The organism is Luteimonas sp. MC1895, assembly GCF_016457215.1.
Lineage (GTDB): Bacteria > Pseudomonadota > Gammaproteobacteria > Xanthomonadales > Xanthomonadaceae > Luteimonas.
In genome coordinates this window covers 598,113-616,880 of the sequence record NZ_JAEMDY010000001.1, presented here as the reverse complement: position 1 = coordinate 616,880, position 18,768 = coordinate 598,113, and the positions used below count along the sequence as shown (strand labels likewise).

15 protein-coding genes are annotated in these 18,768 nt (G+C 68.1%); 7 read left to right on the top strand and 8 right to left on the bottom strand.

Translation table 11 applies throughout. The annotated features are described in order from the left end of the window. Positions 1–8: 8 nt before the first annotated feature. The gene (locus tag JG616_RS02725) at positions 9–2,990 is read right to left on the bottom strand and encodes an AAA family ATPase (RefSeq protein WP_199391604.1); all 2,982 of its coding nucleotides are present in this window, start codon (positions 2,988–2,990) and stop codon (positions 9–11) included. A 210-nt stretch (positions 2,991–3,200) separates the two neighbouring features. On the opposite strand from JG616_RS02725, the gene JG616_RS02720 reads away from it, so the two are divergent. The 7 genes from JG616_RS02720 (at position 3,201) to JG616_RS02690 (ending at position 10,849) form a co-directional block, all read left to right on the top strand. Beyond that, positions 3,201–3,815, top strand: coding sequence for a type IV toxin-antitoxin system AbiEi family antitoxin domain-containing protein (locus JG616_RS02720; protein WP_132999428.1), 615 nt, complete (start codon positions 3,201–3,203; stop codon positions 3,813–3,815). Then, on the top strand, positions 3,805–4,728 hold the full coding sequence (locus JG616_RS02715; protein ID WP_199391603.1) for a nucleotidyl transferase AbiEii/AbiGii toxin family protein: 924 nt from the start codon (positions 3,805–3,807) through the stop codon (positions 4,726–4,728). The genes JG616_RS02720 and JG616_RS02715 overlap by 11 nt, the downstream gene beginning before the upstream one ends. After that, a complete protein-coding gene (locus JG616_RS02710) occupies positions 4,715–4,933 on the top strand; it encodes an antitoxin (RefSeq protein ID WP_235972850.1) in 219 nt (72 codons plus the stop codon). The genes JG616_RS02715 and JG616_RS02710 overlap by 14 nt, the downstream gene beginning before the upstream one ends. 582 nt (positions 4,934–5,515) lie before the next feature. After that, positions 5,516–7,288, top strand: coding sequence for a right-handed parallel beta-helix repeat-containing protein (locus tag JG616_RS02705; protein WP_199391602.1), 1,773 nt, complete (start codon positions 5,516–5,518; stop codon positions 7,286–7,288). A gap of 251 nt (positions 7,289–7,539) precedes the next feature. After that, a complete protein-coding gene (locus JG616_RS02700; protein ID WP_343224964.1) occupies positions 7,540–8,892 on the top strand; it encodes a TIGR03013 family XrtA/PEP-CTERM system glycosyltransferase in 1,353 nt (450 codons plus the stop codon). A 59-nt stretch (positions 8,893–8,951) separates the two neighbouring features. Next, positions 8,952–9,218, top strand: a complete 267-nt coding sequence (locus JG616_RS02695; protein WP_343224963.1) for an acyl carrier protein — start codon at positions 8,952–8,954, stop codon at positions 9,216–9,218. Continuing rightward, on the top strand, positions 9,215–10,849 hold the full coding sequence (locus JG616_RS02690; RefSeq protein WP_199391600.1) for an AMP-binding protein: 1,635 nt from the start codon (positions 9,215–9,217) through the stop codon (positions 10,847–10,849). Before JG616_RS02695 ends, JG616_RS02690 begins: the two co-directional genes overlap by 4 nt. 61 nt (positions 10,850–10,910) lie before the next feature. Here the strand turns inward: JG616_RS02690 and JG616_RS02685 are convergent, their stop codons facing one another. The 7 genes from JG616_RS02685 to JG616_RS02655 are packed head-to-tail and all read right to left on the bottom strand — an operon-like array spanning position 10,911 to position 18,710. Then, positions 10,911–12,017 (bottom strand): hypothetical protein, encoded by a 1,107-nt coding sequence (locus JG616_RS02685; RefSeq protein ID WP_199391599.1) that lies wholly within the window; start codon positions 12,015–12,017, stop codon positions 10,911–10,913. Positions 12,018–12,019: 2 nt separating this feature from the next. Next, on the bottom strand, positions 12,020–12,964 hold the full coding sequence (locus JG616_RS02680; protein WP_199391598.1) for a hypothetical protein: 945 nt from the start codon (positions 12,962–12,964) through the stop codon (positions 12,020–12,022). Beyond that, positions 12,961–14,691, bottom strand: a complete 1,731-nt coding sequence (locus JG616_RS02675) for an HAD-IIIC family phosphatase (protein ID WP_199391597.1) — start codon at positions 14,689–14,691, stop codon at positions 12,961–12,963. The genes JG616_RS02680 and JG616_RS02675 overlap by 4 nt, the downstream gene beginning before the upstream one ends. Beyond that, a complete protein-coding gene (locus tag JG616_RS02670; protein WP_199391596.1) occupies positions 14,688–14,987 on the bottom strand; it encodes a hypothetical protein in 300 nt (99 codons plus the stop codon). Before JG616_RS02670 ends, JG616_RS02675 begins: the two co-directional genes overlap by 4 nt. Continuing rightward, positions 14,984–16,945 carry an asparagine synthase (glutamine-hydrolyzing) gene (gene asnB, locus JG616_RS02665; protein WP_199391595.1) on the bottom strand — a complete coding sequence of 654 codons (1,962 nt, stop codon included), beginning with the start codon at positions 16,943–16,945 and terminating at the stop codon, positions 14,984–14,986. The genes JG616_RS02670 and asnB overlap by 4 nt, the downstream gene beginning before the upstream one ends. 2 nt (positions 16,946–16,947) lie before the next feature. Beyond that, positions 16,948–17,718: a J domain-containing protein gene (locus JG616_RS02660; protein WP_199391594.1), complete on the bottom strand. Its 771-nt coding sequence runs from the start codon at positions 17,716–17,718 to the stop codon at positions 16,948–16,950. Further along, a complete protein-coding gene (locus tag JG616_RS02655) occupies positions 17,715–18,710 on the bottom strand; it encodes a polysaccharide deacetylase family protein (RefSeq protein ID WP_199361472.1) in 996 nt (331 codons plus the stop codon). Before JG616_RS02655 ends, JG616_RS02660 begins: the two co-directional genes overlap by 4 nt. Positions 18,711–18,768: the final 58 nt, after the last annotated feature.

Sequence of the window (18,768 nt, the reverse complement as noted above, 5' to 3'; positions counted from 1 at the left end):
TTGAAGGGTCAGAGGCTGGCCATGGTTGCGTCAAGGCCCTGTTGAAGGGATGGATCCTGCGGCGGACGACCGATCCAGGAGTGCTTGGTGATGTTTTCTCGTCCGTCACAGTAGATCGCCAGCTCACCTCTAGCGGTGGAGCTGGCCAGAACAACGCGCAGGTTCCATGACTCCTCGATGACGCTGACAATCTGGAGACCGTTCGAGACTGCTGCTTCCGAGAACACAGGAAAGAAGCTGTTGAAGACATCGCGCGTGAACCGTGATGCTTGAGCGCTGGGTGGATTCTGATCGGCGAACTGGCAGCCCTTGATTTCCGAGAGCTGATCAGCGATCTCCAGGCCGAACTCGTCCCTCGGAACAGGCATGATGCTACCGACGATGCCCCTGGCGTTGTACGTGATGTTGATCCTGGTGAAGCGCGTGCCGTCGGAGATGTGATAGGCCTCCTGCCAAGCATTGTGATTGATCGTCTCTATTCTCACGCCCGGCATGTCTGCGATTCTGGCAGACACTGCGTGATAGATGCCGTCAAGGACGGGATCGCCCGTGCGTGCGCAGGCAGCGCTTGCGCCAGCTTCATCTGAAGCAGCGGTCCCAGTCACGGCTGCCGGTACATCAAGGGCAGGGGAGCCGCTAGTCCCAGCTGCGACAGGAGCGGGATCATGGGACGGTGATGATGTCCGGGCTCCACCCGGGTCACGGGCGTCACGCAGGTTCTGCCAAGGAGTGAGATGGGGCGGGTTGAGGAGGTGGAGCCGACTGCTTGCGCGGGTAATAGCCGTGTACAGCCAGCGGAAGTATTCTTCAGTACGGCGCTCCGCGTGGTGGGTCTTGCACTGGACGAAGACGTCCGCCCACTCGCTGCCCTGGGCCTTGTGGCAAGTCAACGCATAGCCGAACTTGACGCGCAAGGCGTTGAAGTACCGATCATCTCGTAGCGCGTCGCGCAACTCCTTTCCACCCTTGGGTAGATGAGGATTGCGGCGCTTGAAATCGATATACAGGGCTTTCGTCTCATCTGAGCTCAAGTTCGGATGACTGCTGTAAAGCAGGCTCTCGACGATCTTGACATTGGCACGGATGACTTCGCCGCTGGGAATCCGGAAGCCAATCTGCAAGTCTCTGAACTGCAGGAAGACTTCCGCTTCCTCTACTTTTCCCGTGGATTTGTTCTTCGTTCTGAGTGTGACCGACCGGGACTCGGGGGCGGCTGCAACGTGCGTGACGTAAACAAGATCGCCGTTGTTGAGATTGATTCCGCCCACTAAGCAGTTCATGATCACGACGAGCTTGTCGCCGTTCGTGACGTCTTCCTTGCCAGGGAAAAGCCGGCTGCGAACTTGTTCATTGAATGACGCCACGTCGGAATTTTTGCTGGCGATGATCATCGCTACGTCATTGACCTTGTTTCCACTCGCGGTCAGGTAGTCAGAAACCAGGTTGTCGGCTCCGGGGCATGTCTGCACGTCCGGAGTGTCTGTTGTTAGGGATAGCTTGTTGAAGATCCTCTTTGAGAGGGAGCCCCGAAGCGTGTTGGCGGACAACAGGATGCCGCTGTCGGCATCTTGCCGGACGACTTGTGAAAGTTCGAAGTGACGTGCAGTGGCGACGCCGAATGTCTTGGCGAGGTATCGCTGATCTAGCGCTGGGGAGAAGTTCATCCCGACCGGTGGAAGCTGAGCGGCGTCCCCGATGAAGATGACCTTCTTGGTGTGGTCATTGTGGTCGAGGTTGACGTACTTCATCAGGTCACTGAGGAGCTTTCCCGAGCCGAAGCGGAAGAATTCGCCTTCCGAGTACACATCGGAAACCATTGAAGCTTCGTCGACGACATATACGGTGTTGTCGGCGTCGTCGTTGACCTCGAGCTCTGCATACAGTTTGAACGTCTCGGAACCATCCAGCTCGTCGACCTTGTACTCCTTGATGTCGTCCATGGAGTAGATCTTCTTGTGGATCGTGGTGGCAAGTCGCCCTGATTTTTGTGTGATGACGCGTGCAGCTTTGCCGGTTGGCGCAGTCAGGACGCATTGGCGACCTGCTGCGCCGAGAAACTCCGAAAGCCCTTTGGTTATGAAGGTCTTGCCGGTGCCGGCGTAGCCTGACAGGATGAAAACGTGTTCGTCTTTGGCGCCAAGAAACGCCTCAAGCTCAAGGACAAGACTCTCTTGGTTGGCGGTGAGCTGATGGCCATCGAACGCATCTCGCAGCCGGATACTCGGCGCCCACTCTGCCTCGACGTGTTCACTTGCAAGCTTGGAACGCTCAGAGATGGTCGCCGCCGCGTCGGCATCCCATGGACTCAGGCGAGCCATCTCGGCTAGGCGTTCTTCATAGACTGCCGCAAGCGATTGCAGCTTCTTCTCCTGTTCCTCGGCCAGGCTGAGTGAGGCTTCGGCGTCCAATGTGCGCTCGTCGACGAGAGCGCGCAGACGATCCTCCTGTTCCTTGAGGCTTCGGACGAGTTCGTCGTTCTTCTCGGAGTCCTTGCGCTCCCTATTGAGTTCGGCCTCGAGGCGAGCAATTTCCGCCCGTAGGTCCACCTCTTCTTGCGTCCAGTCACGAGGGGGGATGAACGGGCCCGGTTTGAAGCCGGGATGGGGGCTGCAGAACGTGCGGTAGTACCAGATGCAGGCCTCTCGCGCGGAGCGTAGCGCTTTTCCTGCCTCGGCCTGGTCATGCCTGTACTCGTGGACCGCTTCGTTTCCGCTTTTGCGAAGGTGGTGCAGAAGACGTATGACCTTCTCGTCGACGTCGATCCGTGACTTGAGTGAGGAAATCAAACTGAAGAAGTTTTCGTCCGCTTCAGAGACAATGCCAAGCTGCGCCGCGGCATTCCGCGTCAGGTGCTCCGCCAGTTGGCGAAGCTTGACGAGCGTGACATTCGAGTCTGTGTAGAAGGCAGCTTCGGCGGTCGTCCCGATCTGGTGCAGGAGCGGTTCCTGATCGGCGAGGAACGCGAAGTTGCTTGTGTCATCCCTGGACATCGAATCGTGCTCCCCCTGGCGCAGCGACAGATTGAAAGCCGAGTCTAACGGCTACGCGCCACCAGCCGAGTCCGGGAAGGCGTCGCGAAGCTGAGTGGGATCGGCGAATCGATGGGCATTGCTGTTGCAGCACGTCCGAAGAGCTCGATCTGTGTGATAAAACCTATGCTAGTATGCGAATAAAGCAGAGGTAACGTCACATCCCTATCTATGGCCACGGCTCAGCGCGAAAAGGCACTCGATCTGCTTGGCAGCCATTCCATGCTGCGGGCAAGGGACTTTGCCGCCCATGGGATCTCCCCCGAGACGCTGTCGCGCCTTGTCCGGGATGGCGTCGTGGTGCGGCCGGCGCGGGGGCTTTACCAACTCGCCGATGGTCCCAGTGATGCCCGCCATGCTCTGGCTGAAGCCGCGACGCTGGTCCCCAAGGGCGTGATCTGCCTGGTATCAGCACTGCAATTCCACGGGCTGACACTGCAGATGCCGTCAACCGTATGGATGGCGATCGAACGCACGGCGTGGCGCCCACGCATCGACCATCCCCCCATCCGGTTCGTGCGCTTCACCCCCGTGGCCCTCAGTGAAGGCGTTGAGCGCCATCGCATCGAAGGCATCGAGGTCCCGATCACCGATCCGTCACGGACCATCGTCGACTGCTTCCGTTACCGGGCCAAGATCGGGATCGACGTCGCGCTGGAAGGGCTGCGCGAGGGGCTACGGCAGCGCAAGGCAACGAGCGACCAGCTGTGGCGCCATGCCACGAAGGCGAGAATCTGGTCGACCATGAAACCCTATGTCGAGGCGACGGTGGCCGATGGCGCGTGAACCCCTGAAGAGCATCGGAGCCTCCGTGCGCGCCAGGCTGCTGCAACGCTCCCGCGACGAGCGTACGGATTTCCAGATCCTGCTGACGCGCTATGCGCTGGAAAGGCTGCTGTACCGGCTGAGTCTGTCGGAGCATCGGAATCGGTTCATCCTCAAGGGGGCGATGCTGTTCGTGACCTGGGTGGAGGCGCCGTTCCGACCGACGCGCGACCTGGACCTGCTTGGCTACGGCGAGAACACGCCCGAGGCGATCGGCGACGCATTCCGCGCGATCCTGGCCTTGGCGGTCGATGCCGATGGCGTGGTGTTCGATCTCCATGGACTTGAAGCTGCGTCGATCCGCGAGGGCATCGAGTACGGCGGCGTGCGGGTGCGCACTCGGGCCATGATCGGCGGTGCACGTGTTCCGATCCAGGTGGACGTGGGTTTTGGCGATGCAATCACCCCAGGTCCGGTCGAGATCGACTACCCGGTGCTGCTTGATGCGCCCGCCCCACATCTGAGGGCGTACCCGGTCGAGACCGTGGTCGCTGAGAAGCTCCACGCCCTTGTCACCCTTGGCATCGCCAACAGCCGCTTGAAGGACTACTACGATCTGTGGCTGATCGCTGAGACGTTCGAGCTGGAAAGGGCACCGCTGGCCAAGGCCGTTCGCCAGACCTTCGACCGGCGTGAAACAGCGCTTCCCGATGGGGAGCTGACCGGGCTCAGCCAGGCTTATGTGGAATCCTGGGGCGGGCAGTGGCAGGCGTTCCTGACGCGTGAGCGCATGGCGGCCGCGCCTGGGCAACTGGCGGAGGTGGTCGCTGACCTTGCGCGATTCCTGCTGCCTCTGATCGAGGATGATGATGGGAGCTGGTGCTGGAAGCCTCGCGAGGGGTGGATCCAGGGCGCACCCCTTGAGCGACGTTGACCTGGCGGCAATGGCCGCAATGGAGGGCAGGGGGATGGAGTACGATCCGCTGGAGAGATTGGTCCACGGCGATGCCGATGGCGATCAGGCTTGGGAAGAGCTGAAAATCCTGCTGGGCAGCCGAATCGGCAAGGCTCTGGCTGGACAAGTGTCCGGCAAATCCATCGAGGAGGTCCTCGCTGACGAGTTGGCCGAGGGGCATTGAACTCGAGCTTGGATCGAATGTCGCGACCCCCAGGCAGCGGTTGTTGGCGAGTGCCGTGCCACACACTTGGAGGTCTCGTTTTTTACCGGGCCCCGTGCCCACTCTGTGCCAATGGGCCTCCGGGCCGGGACTAACCGGTAGAGAACGGGCTGCGAAGTGCGTGCGCCAAACCCTTGACCTGGAAAGGTTTTGCCGTTTAATCTCGGCTGGAACCACCCGGAACCGGTAGACGCCGACTCCCAAGCACCGACTACGAACTTGGGGGTCGGAGGTTCGAATCCTTCCGGGCGCGCCATCGCACAGAGTAGAAAGGCCAACGGTCATCCCGTTGGCCTTTTTGCTTTTCCGGCATCTTCGTTTCGGCATCTTCGTTCCGGCATTCCGGCGTTGCTGGATTCCGGTCCGTACAGCGCCTGACGCCCGGCTGACGGCGGATCTGCCCGCCGGGAAAACGTGATCGGGGGCACGATTGCGTGAAGGAACCGCCGGTAGCATGCGGCGTTCCGGTGGCCCCCGCCGCCGGAAGATCCTTCCCGCGGCGCCGAACAGGGGCGACGCCGCAAATCCCCTGGAGTCCACCCGATGCGATTATGTTCACGCACTGACCTGTTTGCGCCTGCGCACCTTGCCGCCGGCGGTCCCGCTTCAAGGCCTTCGCGCAGGCTTCCCCCAAAGCGCCACCTTCTGGCTTCGGCCACCTTCCTGCTCGCCACCGCCTCCGTCCCCGGCTTCGCTGCCGAGTGGTTCGTCTCCACGGCCGGCAACGACAGCTCGGGCAACGGTTCGCTGCAGAACCCCTTCCGCACCATCAAGCGCGCCACGTCGAACAGCGTTTCGTCGGCAGGCGACACGGTCACGGTGCGCGGCCCGGCGGGCAACGCCACCTACAACGAGTGCGAAGTGCGCCTGCGCCACCGGCTCGTGCTGCGCGCCTATCCGGGTGAACGCCCGCGCATCCACTGCAACGACATGTCGAATGACGTCGCGGTGCGGATCGACGTGGCGGGCTCCGGCAGCCGCGTCAGTGGCTTCGAGATCAGCGGCGGCTACTACGGCGTGATGCTGATGACCAACTGGTACCAGGGCGGCCCGTCCGGCAACCACGGTGCGCGCGACGTCGTGCTCGAGGACCTGCTGGTCCACCACACCGGGTTCGACGGCATCAAGGTCACGCCGAAGTCCGACAACGCGACGATCCGGCGCGTGGAGATCCATACCACCGGCGCCGGCTATCCGGCCGGTACGCCGGACGACGACAAGAACGCCGACGGCATCGACAACGTCAATGGTTCGGGCATGGTGGTGGAAGACAGCTACATCCACGACACCGCCACCACGGGCCTTTACTTCAAGGGCGGCGCCGCCGACGTCGTCATCCAGCGCAACCGCATCGAGAACACCGGCGACGCCGGCATCCTGGTCGGGTTCGACACCAGTCCGCAGTTCTTCGACCTGCAGCTCAACCCCGGCTATTACGAGGCGATCCGCGGCATCGTGCGCAACAACGTGGTGCGCAACACCGGCTACGCGGGCATCGGCCTGTATGCCTCGCGCGATTCGGTGGTGGCCAACAACACGATCATCAATGCCGCGCGTCGTGGCCATGCCGCGCTCTACTTCGGCGTGACCTTCCAGGACTGGGCTGACGCCGCGGGCCGTCCGGCCAACCGCACTGCGGTGCTGCGCAACAACCTCGTGATCCAGGATGGCGGCCGCTGCATCGACATCCGCCATTCGTCGGAGCTGGGCGGCCTTTCGGGCCTGGTCGGTGCGCCGGACAGCAACTTCAACGGCTTCCCGTCCAACTGCACGTTCCGCGACGGCCGTCCCGGCAGCAACCTGGGCAACGCCACCCTCGCGCAGTGGCGCGCCGCGAACGGCGCCGACGTCAACAGCACCGCCGCCAGCTTCAGCGTGTCGTCGATTGGTCACCTGCCCGCGGGCAGCCCGGCGATCGACCGCGGCGTGGCGCTGGCGCAGGTGCTCGACGACGTCGACGGTGACGCGCGCCCGGTGAACTACGACATCGGCGCCGACGAGTTCCGCGGTCCCGTGGTCGACGAGCCCGCGCCGCCGCCGCCGCCGCGCGATCGCAGGCGCCGCCGCGCCGACGTGCCGATGCCGCCGCCGGATTCCGGCAACGGCCCGGGCTCGCGCGTGCGCGACATCGAAATCCCCGCCGACCGCGGTCGTAACCCCGGCCCCGGTCCGCGGCCGAGGCCGCCGGGCGTCGGCGGCGCGACGGTGCCCGCGAGCGCGCCCGACGTCCGCATCACGCCGCCGGTCATGGCGGCCTGGGAGCGGATCCAGTCGTGGATTGGCACCGGCGACGCGCGGGACGCCGTCCAGCGCTGACCCGTCCGCCAGGACGTCAGGACAGGCCCCGGTGGGTGACGCCGGGGCCTTTCTGTTTCCGCGGCTGGCCGCTTTCCCTCGCGTCCGGAGTTTTCCCGGGTACAGCACCGCGGCCGGGATCGTCCCGGGCGGATGCAGACGGGGGCCACGATGCAGGACCAGCGCGTTCCAGGTGTGTGCAGTGCCCGTGTGTCCGCCGGGGTCTACCGGTGATCCCGGCGTTCGCAAGCCGCGCGAACCGGATCGTGCGCGTGCTCTGGGTCGTCGAATCGGTCCTGATCGTGCTGTCGGTCGTGGCCGCGATCTGGCTGCGGGCACATGCCGACCCGGAGGGCCGCGAGTGGCTCTTCGCCCGCGGTCCGGTCCCGGCGCTCCTGGTCGCGGCCTGCCTCACGCTGTCGATGGCGGCGTTCGGGCTGTACCAGTCGCACCTGCGGCTCAGGCGCAGCGAGCTGCTGCTGCGCCTGCTGCTGGCCTTCGCCTTCGGCGGCGTGGCGCTGCTGGTGCTGTACTACCTGATTCCCGCCACCCATATCGGACGCGGGCTGCTGGCGATCACGTTTGCGCTCGGCTTCGCCAGCGTGCTGGTGGTGCGGATCGCCATGGATCGCCTGCTGGGCGGTGAGGCCTACAAGCGTCGGGTCCTGGTCTACGGCGCCGGGGTCCATGCCGACCTGATCAACCTGCGGATGCGCAGGCGCGCGGATCGACAGAGCTTCGCCGTGGTCGGCTTCCTGCCGGTGCCCGGGCAGCCCGTCGTCGTCGAAAGCCGCCTTCTGCTTGAAACCCTGGAGTCGCTTCCCTGCCTGGTGCAGCGGCTGGGCGTGCAGGAGATCGTCGTCGCCCCCGACGAACGCCGCGGTGGCCTGCCGATGGACGAAATCCTCGCCTGTGCGCAGCGTGGGGTCTCGGTGGTCAACCTGCCGTCGTTTTTCGAGCGCGAAGCCGGGATGATCAAGCTCGAGGTGGTCGACCCGTCCTCGCTGGTGTTTTCCGGCGGCTTCGACCATTCGCTGGTGCGCCGGCTGAGCAAGCGGGCCTTCGACATCGCCGCGGCCTCCGTGCTGCTGCTGGTCGGCTGGCCGGCGATGCTGCTGGTGGCGCTCGCGGTCCACCTCGAAGGCGGGGGTCCGGTGCTGTACCGGCAGGTGCGCGTGGGCGAGAGCGGGCGGTGCTTCGAACTGGTCAAGTTCCGCAGCATGCGCACCGATGCCGAGAAGGACGGCGTGGCCCAGTGGGCCACGCAGCAGGACGCGCGCACCACGCGCGTGGGCCGCTTCATCCGCAAGACGCGGCTGGACGAGCTGCCCCAGCTGTTCAACGTCCTGGCCGGCGACATGAGTTTCGTCGGCCCGCGCCCGGAGCGGCCGCAGTTCGTCGACCAGTTCAACGACGAGATCCGCTACTACAGCGTGCGCCACTCGGTGAAGCCTGGCCTGACCGGCTGGGCGCAGCTGCGCTATCCCTACGGTGCGTCGGCCGCCGACGCCCAGGAGAAGCTGAAGTTCGACCTGTTCTACGTCAAGAACCACGGGCTGCTGTTCGACTTCATCATCCTGGTGCAGACGGTCGAGGTCGTGCTGTTCGGGCGCGGCGCGCGCTGAAAGGCCGTGCCCGGCGGCGGTTTGCGTTCCTTCGACAAGACCATTGAAGGGATGACCCTGTGAGCCAGTACGAAGCCCGGATCCGCGCCTTCCTCGACGAGAACTTCCCGCCGGCGGACGCAGGCGTGGTGCCTGCCACCGACGCCAGCCTGCTGGAATCGGGCGTGATCGATTCCATGGGCGTGCTGCTGCTGGTCACCTGGCTGGAGCAGGACTTCGGCTTCGTGGTCGACGACGACGAAGTGCTCCCTGACAACCTCGACAGCATCGCGGCCATCGACGGCTTCATCGCGCGCAAGTGCGTCGAGATGGAAGCCGCAGGGTGACGGCGCGCTGCGAACGCTGGCTGGCCCGCGCGGCCGCCGCCCATCCGTCCACGCCGGCCATCGTCCGCGGCGAGCGCCGGGTCGACTACGCCACGCTGCACGCCGCGAGCGAACGCTTCGCGGCTGCACTGGTCGACGGCGCGGGCCTCGCCGACGGCGAGCGCTGCGTGGTGTTCCTGGAGAATTCGGTCGAAGCGGCGGTGGGCGTTTTCGGCACGCTGCGCGCAGGCGGCGTGTTCTCGGTCATCAACCCGACCACCAAGGCCGACAAGCTCGCCTTCGTGCTCGGCGACTGCGGCGCAGCGGTCCTGCTGACCCAGACCAGCCTGCTGCCGGTGGCGCTGTCGGCGGTGGCGCGCGCGCCGGGCCTGCGCTGCGTCGTGGTGGTCGATGGCGATGACGACATCGAACGCGCCGGCGACATCGGACCCGCCGGCGTCGGCGGGGACGGCAGCGACGTCAGTGCGGAACCCGGCGCGCGCCTCACCAGCTACGCGCGGTTCCTGGCAGCCGCCGATCCCTCGCGCCTGCCGGCCCAGGTCGGCATCGACACCGATCTCGCGATGCTGGTCTACACCTCGGGTTCGACCGGCAATCCCAAGGGCGTGATGATGACCCACGCCAACGTCCGCTTCGCCGCCACCTCGATCACCGGCTACCTGCAGGCCAGCGCCGACGACGTGGTGCTGAGCGTGCTCCCGCTGGCGTTCGACTACGGCCTGTACCAGCTGCTGATGTGCGTGAAGCTCGGCGCCACGCTGGTGCTGGAGAAATCCTTCGCTTTCCCGCAGAAGGTGCTGCCGCTGCTGGCCAGCGAAGGGGTCACCGCCTTCCCGCTGGTGCCCACCATGGCGGCGCTGATCGTGCAGCTGGGCAACTTCGATCCGGCCTGGGCGCGCGGCGTTCGCTACCTGACCAACACCGCCGCCGCACTGCCGCCGGCGCACATCCTCCGGCTGCAGGAGCTGTTCCCGGCCGCGCGGGTGTACTCGATGTACGGCATGACCGAGTCCAAGCGCTGCACCTGGCTGCCACCCGGGGAGCTGGCGCGGCGCCCGGACAGCGTCGGCATCGCCATTCCCGGCACCCAGGCCTGGGTGGCCGACGAGGCGGGCCGCCCGGTGCCGGCAGGCGTGGTCGGCGAACTGGTCGTGCGCGGCGGCCATGTGATGCAGGGCTACTGGAACAACGCCGAAGCCACCGCGCGCACGCTGCGGCCGGGCCGCTACCCCTGGGAACGGGTGTTGCACACCGGCGACCTGTTCCGCATGGACGCCGAGGGCTTCCTGTACTTCGTCGGGCGCAAGGACGACATCCTCAAGACGCGCGGCGAGAAGGTCAGCCCCAAGGAGGTCGAGAACGTGCTCTATGCGATGCACGGCGTGCGCGAGGCCGCCCTGGTCGGCGTGCCCGATCCGGTGCTGGGCCACGCGCTGAAGGCGCTGCTGGTGGTCGACGATCCCGGCATCGACGCGCGCGCGGTCATCGCCCATTGCCGCGCCCACCTCGAGGAATTCATGGTGCCGCGGACGGTCGAGTTCCGCGATGCCTTGCCGAAGACCGGCACCGGCAAGATCCGGCGCAGCGAGCTGCAGGCCGAGGCGGAGGGGCGGCAGGTCGCAGAGGCCTGATGCCACCGCGTCGCGGCTTCCGTGCCGGGTCGCGACCGCGGTCAGCGAACGCCGCCAGCGGTCACAGGTGGATCGGGCCGTCGCCGTCGCCGCGGGTCATGTGGATGCGCGCGGCCGTGGTGGCCCACGGCTCCAGTGCCGCGCGCAGTCCCCTGGACACCGCGAGCGCATAGTTCGAGGGCCCCCGCAGGAAGCCGTGCGCGTGCAGGGCCGTGCACCAGGCCGCGTGCTGCTGGTTGCTCACCACCAGGTCGACGCCCGCCGCACGCAGGTGCTCGCGCGCCGCGAGCACCACGTCGCCCTCGTGCCCGGGCAGGGCCAGGCAGTCGACGAGGGTGCCCAGGCGCATGTCACCGAACTGCTTGTGGCCACGCAGCGCGCTGTCGAACAGCAGGGCCCAGCCGACCGCGCGGCCGTCCAGCGAGACCTTCAGCCGGATCGGCTTCGGCGCGTCCGGCGGGTAGAGCGTGTTGAGCTCCGCCGCATCGCGCAACGCAAGCAGCGCGTAGTGGCCGCGGACGCCCTCCCAGATCGCGTCGGCCCAATCGCCGAAGCTCGTCACCACCTCCGCGCGGGCCCGGGCTCCGTTGCGGCCGCGACCGCGCCGCTGCGCCACCGCGAGCACCGGCACGGCGAGCCCGCTGGCCGCGGCCGCATCGAGGAGCAGGCGCCGCGCGCGGCTGGTGCGCAGCACGCGGATATTGCGCAGGAACGGTCCCGCGCGCATTACGTGGAAATGGAACGGGACCAGTGACACCGTCCAGCCCATGCTGCGCAGCACCGTGGGCAGCGGCGTATGCGTGCCGCCCATGCCAAGGGCGTACATGCGGCGGTTGCGCCGGGCAGCGGTCGACAGGAGTTCGACGCCAACCTGCGCATAGGCGGAGTCGATGCTGCCTTCCGACAGCGGCAGCTGCAGGTTGCGGATGTCGTCGCACGGCTCGCCCTGCAGGGCGAAGGGCTGGTGCTTGACCATGTAACCGCCGCGCACCTCGTCGCCGTCGATCGCGACGTGGCCCTCGAGGAAGGTGTCGCGCCCCGGATCCCTGGGCAGCCAGGGAATGCGGCTGGTCGCCGGAAACCGGAACGGCGATCCGCCCTGGGCGAGTCGATGGTTGAAGCGGGCCACGGCGTCCTCGTGCCGGGGCAGGTAGGCCTCGATCGCCATGGTCAGGAAGTGCCGTGGCTGAACTTGTGCCGCAGCCAGCGCCGCTCGAGACGTCCGCGCTCGCCGCGGGTCAGCGCGTGGACGCCGCCGCGCGCCGCGGCGACGTGGTCCAGCAGCGTCGACACCGGCACGAACCAGCCGCCGCGCCTGGACAGGCGCGTCATCAGCTCGACAAAACGCGGCTCGAGTACCCCGTCGTTGCAGAAGCCCTTGCCGAAGTGCGTGTACATGACGCAGGCGCCGCCCTCGTCCTCCAGCTGCTCCTGGGCGGCCTCGTCCAGGGTCGCGTTGAAGATGCCGCAGTTCGCGCCTTCCGAGGATGCGAACCAGGCCTTGACCCACGGGCGGTCGGCGTCGTGGTACGGCATCCAGGGGCACGACGTCAGCGTGTTGGCGCCGGGGAAGGTGAAGTTGCGCACGTAGTCCACCTGCTCCAGGCACAGATCGCCCCAGAACGAGGGGTGCCCCTCCACATGCCCGCCGAAGCCGCGCTGGCGTCCGCGGGTGAGCACGTCGTAGACCACGCGCTGCGCGCCACTGACGCGCGCGCTGCCCCAGTACATGCCTTCGCCGCAGTCGGTGTGCGTGGCCAGAACGCGCGGCCGCTGGCCGAAGAGCGACTGGAACCGCTGCAGGCCCGCGGCGATCTCGCCGCGCAGGGAGGTGTGGTAGGTGACGTTGTGGAGCCCGATCTCGAAGCCTTCCGCCTGCAGGTGCAGCACCCAGTCGAGGTAGTCCGGTTCGGCGCAGGTGGCGCCTCCGACCACGCTCGGTGGACGGCTCGGTGTCAGGGGCCAGACCGACTTCGTGGTCATGATCCCCAGGTCGCGCAGCAGCGCGTAGACCGCTGGCACGTTGTCGAGGGTGCCGCGATCGGTGTCGTCGAAGATGGTGAACGCGAAGCGCTTGCCATCGGGCCAGGCTGGCGTCGCCGGCGCGGCGGTCATGCGTGCGCTTCCTCGACGCGGTCGGCTTCCAGCAGGGTCACAGAGGCCGGGAGACCCCATGTCGCGCGGGTGTCGAAGGCGAAGCGGGGCGCGTCCGCCGCGTCGAGCGGCGAACGCTGCAGCAGTTCGAGGCAGGGCTGGTTGCGCGCGGTGGCTTCGAACGCGACGACCAGCCGCGCGGCTCCCCGTTGCCGCGCCTGGCCTGCGAGCCAGCCCAGCATCGCGTCCTCGACCTGGCGGCCCATCACCCGGCAGCTGAGCACGAAGTCCACGACCACGGCCTCTGCGTCGCGCAGCGCGAGCGTGGCGATGCCGGTGAGGCCCGAATCGCCGAACCGGTCGCTGACACGGAAGGTCCACGCATGGTGCCCCGGCAGCGTCGCCCAGGCCGCGAACTCGGGCGCGGCCATGCGCCGGGTGCTGAGGTTCATCTGGTTGGTCTTGTTGAGCAGCTGGGCCGCGCGCTGCAGGTTGGCCGGCGACAGCGGTTCGATCGTCACCCGGGTGTCCAGGTCGCGCAGCCAGGCGCCCATGTCGCCGACCGTCGCGCGGGCGCCGCGGCGCTCGCGCTCGTTGGCATACGCGCGGGCCCTGTCCATGTCCTCCGCCGTGTGCTGCAGCGTATCGAAGCAGTCGAGCGCGCGCAGCGCCTGTGCATGGAGCATCGGGTCGCGGGGCCAGGCGGGGACCAGCACCTCGGGCAGGGCTTCGGCCACGCGGGCGCGTTCGACCGGGTTGTCGTCGATGAACACCACCGACTGCAGGCCAAGGCGAAGCTCCGCCGCCAGGTCGGCGATATTGGCCGCCTTGTCCGCCCAGTTGATCCGCCAGGCGGCGAAGTCCTCGCGGCGCAGGCGCATCTCGGGATGATGGTCGATCGCCTCGAGGGCGACCGCTTCGGTGTTCTTGCTGGCGATCGCGAGCACGATGCCGCGGCGGGCCAGCGCCTTGAGCGCGTCCTGGAAGGCGACGAAGGCCTCGCCCGCATGGTCATGGCCTCCGAGTACCAGCGACGGCCAGCCGACGTCGCCGACCACGCCGCCCCAGAGGGTGTCGTCGAGGTCGAGCACGACCAGCTTGCGCGTGCGCCCCTGCAGCGCGTCGATCGCCGCGTGGATGTCGGCCGCCGCTGCGGCAAAGACCTCCGCGCCATGCGGCACCTTGGCCATGAACCAGAGCTTGGGCGAGTAGGCGCGCGGACCGGCAACTTGCAGCCAGCGCTGCGTGTCGAGGACATGCGCGTTGCCGCAGTCCTGGAGCCGCTCGGCAAGACGCAGGTTCATGCGCGCGAGCGCCATCTGCAGGCCGACACCCTCGCGGTATTCCAGTGGTCCGCGTCCGCGCCCGGAGGCTGGCGCGACCCAGGCGGGCACCAGCAGCAGGCGGCAGCGGATGGCGGCCGCACGCAGGGCCGTGGCGTAGGCATCGACATCCGCCACAATCTCGGCCGGGTCGCAGGTCTCGCCTGCCGCCAGGCGCGCAAAGGCGGGAGACACCGCCTGCGCCTGACCCCAGGCGACGACGCAGTCGGGCGCGGTGCGCCAGGCAGCGTGTCCTCCGTCGGCGAGCACCCGGGTGAGCTGTCCGAATCCGCCATCTTCGATGTGCAGGTCCGCGCCGCGCCCATCGGCGGCCAGGTGGTTGGCCAGCGTTTCGATGTTGAAATCCGACAGCAGCAGGCAGCGCAGCTGCGGGACGTCCGGCATGCCCGGCACCGGTCGGCTCATCGCGCTTCGACCCGTCCGGCGAGCTCGCTCGCGAGCGCGTCGAGCGAGCGGAACGGGTTGTGTTCCAGCGGCAGGCCGAGCATGTCGGCCAGCGGCAGCTCCAGGTCGAACGCGTCCATCAGGCGATCCTCGATGTCGACCACCAGGCCCATCAGGGTCAGCGATTCGACACCGCTCCCGACGCCGACCAGCGCCTGGTCCGGGGACGTGCCGAGTCGGCGCGCGGCGGGCAGTTGCGCGTTGATGGCGTCGATGGACTGCCGCAGGACGGCAAGGACGGTGTCTCGGGTACTCATGTGGTTTCCAGTTCCGGGGAGAGGGGGGCTGCCGCAGGGGCGACGGTGCTGGCCTGCAGCAGCCGCGTCGAGAGGACCCCGACAAAGGCCTGGTTGTCGGCAAAGCCGGTGGCGCGGCCGGCGCGCGCCTTGGCGTAGAGGCGGCCTACGGCCTCGACGTCGAACAGGCCACTGGCGCGCAGTCCGTCGGGATCGAAGGCATCGGCGACGTAGTCCAGCGGTCGTCCATCGACGAAGAAGCTCTGGCTGTCGGGCGCGCGGTAGGGCTGCTTGGTCCGCTGCAGGATGTCCCGTGGCAGCAGGCCTGCCAGGGCCTTGCGCAGCACGTGCTTCTCCGACAGCCCGTGGATCTTCCACTGCGGCGGGAGCCGGTTGGCGAACTCGACCAGGGTGTGGTCGAGGAAGGGATAGCGACCCTCGATCGATGCCGCCATCGCGGCGCGGTCGCCCTGGCTCGCCAGCAGGTAGCCCGGCAGCAGGGTCTTCGCCTCCACGTACTGGTCGCGTGCCAGCGGCGCCCAGTCCATCACCCCGGGTGGCAGGCGCGATTCCATCAGCGCCAGGGGGTCGAAGCCGGCGACCTCCGCGCGCAGCGCCGGCGACAGGAATGCAAGCGCACGCGCCGAGGTCGACCAGCGCGGCACGTGCGCGAACACGGGCCGGTTGAGGTGCTCCATGCCCTGGCCGAAAAACGCCTGCGCGAAGCCCGGATGGGCCGCGGGCGAGTTCGTCAGGTAGCCGTACAGCCGGCCAAGCAGCTTCGGCCGCGCGGTGGACGCGGGCTGGCGCGCCCAGAACCGCCGCACCTTGGCCTCCTTGAACAGGTCGTAGCCGGCAAACACTTCGTCGGCGCCTTCGCCGGTGAGCACCACCCGGTAGCCTTGGCGGCGCACCGCATCGGCCAGCAGCATCATCGGCACGCCGGCCGTGCGCAGCACCGGCGTCTCGGCATGGGTGACGAAGCGGCGGAAGGCATCGCCGATCTCGCGTGCGCCGATGCGCAGCGTGTCGTGCTCGGTGCCGAGGTGGCGGACCATCGCCTGCTGGTGTGCGCTCTCGTCGAATTCGGGCTGGTCGAACGCGACCGAGAACGTGCGCACGGGCGTGCGCGTGGCACTGCGGATGAGCGCGACGATGCCCGAGGAGTCCAGGCCGCCGCTGAGGTAGGCGCCCACCGGCACGTCCGCGCGCAGCTGCAGGCGCACCGCGTCCACCAGGCGTTCGCGCAGCTCGCCGGCGGCGTGGTCGATGTCGCGCCACGGCACGTGGCGGTCGCCGGCGTCGGGGAAGCTCCAGTCCCAGTACCGGCGCAGGTGTTCCCGACCGTCGGCCTCGACGGCCAGCACGTGCCCGGGCGGAAGGCTCGAGACGCCCTGCCAGGCCGTGTCGGGATCGAGTGGCGCCCAGAGGGTGAAGGCCTGCGCCAGGCCGAGCGGATCCAGCCGTGCGTGGTCGGGCAGCGCCGCGAACAGCGCCTTGGTTTCCGACGCGAACCACAGCGCGCCGCGGGCCCGCGCGTGGTACAGCGGGCGGATCCCGAGGCGGTCGCGCGCCAGCACCAGCCGCCGGCGCGCGGCGTCCCAGAGCGCGATCGCGAACTGGCCGTTGAGGTGCTCGACGAACGCGTCCCCGTGGCGCTGGTAGAGGTGGACGATCACCTCGGTGTCCGAACGCGTGCGGAACACATGGCCCTGCGACTCGAGCCGCGCGCGCAGCTCGATGAAGTTGAAGATCTCGCCGTTGAACACCGTCCAGACCGTGCGGTCCGGGCTGGACATCGGCTGGTCGCCGGTCGCCAGGTCGATGATCGACAGGCGCGCGTGGGCGAGGCCCACGCCCTGGTCGAGGTGGAAGCCGAAGCCGTCCGGCCCGCGGTGGGCGAGGGTGCCGATCATCCGCCCGAGCAGGGCGCGTTCGCCCGCCGGGTGGGTACCGACATAGCCGGCCAGTCCGCACATGCTCAGGCCTCCCTGTACACGCGATCGCTGCCGGCGACGGCTGCCGGCGGACAGGCGGCCGCGCGGCGGTGGCGCGGCCTGTCCGCCAGCGCCACCGGCGTCCGCGCAGCGATGCGCAGCGGCCGCAGCGGCGAGCTGTACCAGTCGGCCAGTCGACCGCATTCGAAGCGCACCCAGGACGGACCGTAGATCCAGCGCGAATCGTCGCTGCTGCGCGCCACGGGCTCGCCGATCAGCGTGGCCACCGTGGCGCGATCCATGCCGAACTGGGCCAAGCCCTGGGGCGGCGCCGCGTGGCGGTCCGGGGTGTCGAGGGGCGCGTCGAAGCGGTCCGGCGGCGGTGCCGTCCCCGGCAGCCACAGCCAGGTCGCCACGACCAGCAGCAGGACCGGCAGCGTCAGCACGCGCAGCCCGCGCATGGACGGGACGCTTCGTGCCATGCCGGCTGCGGGCCTGGCTGGCGGGGTTGCCGCGGGTCCGGGCGAAGCGCTGCCCACCGGGCTTGCGGCCGGCGTCACGGGCACCGCGGATGCGCCCGGAAGCCGTCCGTAACCCCGATGGAACTCCAGGGCCGCGGCGTAGCCCAGGTTGAGGGCGACGAGCGCGTCCGGGTCGCGGCCGACGCTGGGCGGGCGGTCGGGATGTAGGCCGGCCACCCGCCGGCGATAGGCGTGCTTGAACGCGGCGAGTCCGCAGTCCGGGACCACCCCGAGCTCGGCATAGAGCTTGGCGAAGTCGATGCCGCCGGCGGTGGCGCGGGCCGTGCGGTTCACGCCGCGTCCCGCCTGCAGAACACCTGGGGCAGCTGCACCATGGCGCGGAAGAGTTCGGTTCCGATGTCCTCGACCACCGCCACGCGCTGCAGGTCCAGCGGCGCCGAACCCGGCTGCGCGACCCCGCCATAGAAGGAATAGGCCTGCTGCACCCCGGCCTCGTGCAGCAGCTGCATGGTCGCAGCGTCGAACGCGCGGCGGCTACCGACCGGGTAGGCGAAGTGCCGCATCCCGATCCCCAGCTCTTCGCGCAGCCGGGCCGCGCAGCCCTGGATCTCGGCGCGCTGCGCGTCCACCGGAAGGCTGGACAGCACCGGGTGGTTGACCGTGTGGCCACCGATGGTCATGCCGCCGCGCGCCATCTCGCGGATCATGTTCCAGTCCATCCATTCGCCCTCGACCGTTTCCGGCGGCTCGATCCCCGTCTCCGCCGCCAGCCGGGCGCGGAAGGGCGCGACCTGGGTGAAGTCGAGCCCCTTGTAGATGGAGAGCACAAGGCGGATCGACGGCTCGCGGTCGTCGCCCAGCGCCAGCGCGTCGGGCAGCCATGGCGCAAGGTCCAGCGAAGCGCGGACGGTCTCGCGCACCTGCATGGCGATCGCGTCCCACCAGGGCAGCGGCCTGGAATCGATGAAGCCGGTGGCGATGAAGAAGGCCGCGGGCACGCCATGGTGGCGCAGCACCGGGTAGGCGATGTCGTGGTTGTCCAGGTAGCCGTCGTCGAAGGTGATCGCGACGTGGCGGCCACGCTGGCCCAGCGCGTCCTGGACTTCGTCCAGCGCGATCACGTCGCAATTGGCCTTGAGGAAGGCGACCTGGGCGTCGAAGCCGTCGGCGGTCGCGCTCCACAGGCCGCGGTCGTAGCGCGAGGCACCGCTGTCGCCGACGCGGTGGTAGTTGAGCAGCACGACGCCGGTGCGCGGCGCGGCCGCGGCCACCAGCCTGCGCAGGCCGGGTGTCGCGAGTGCCTTTGCCGCCAGTTCCCTCTTCATCATCCCGCCGTCCCCCTGGGGCGGCCTCTCGCCGCCGAGATTCGCGTTGTCCATGTCA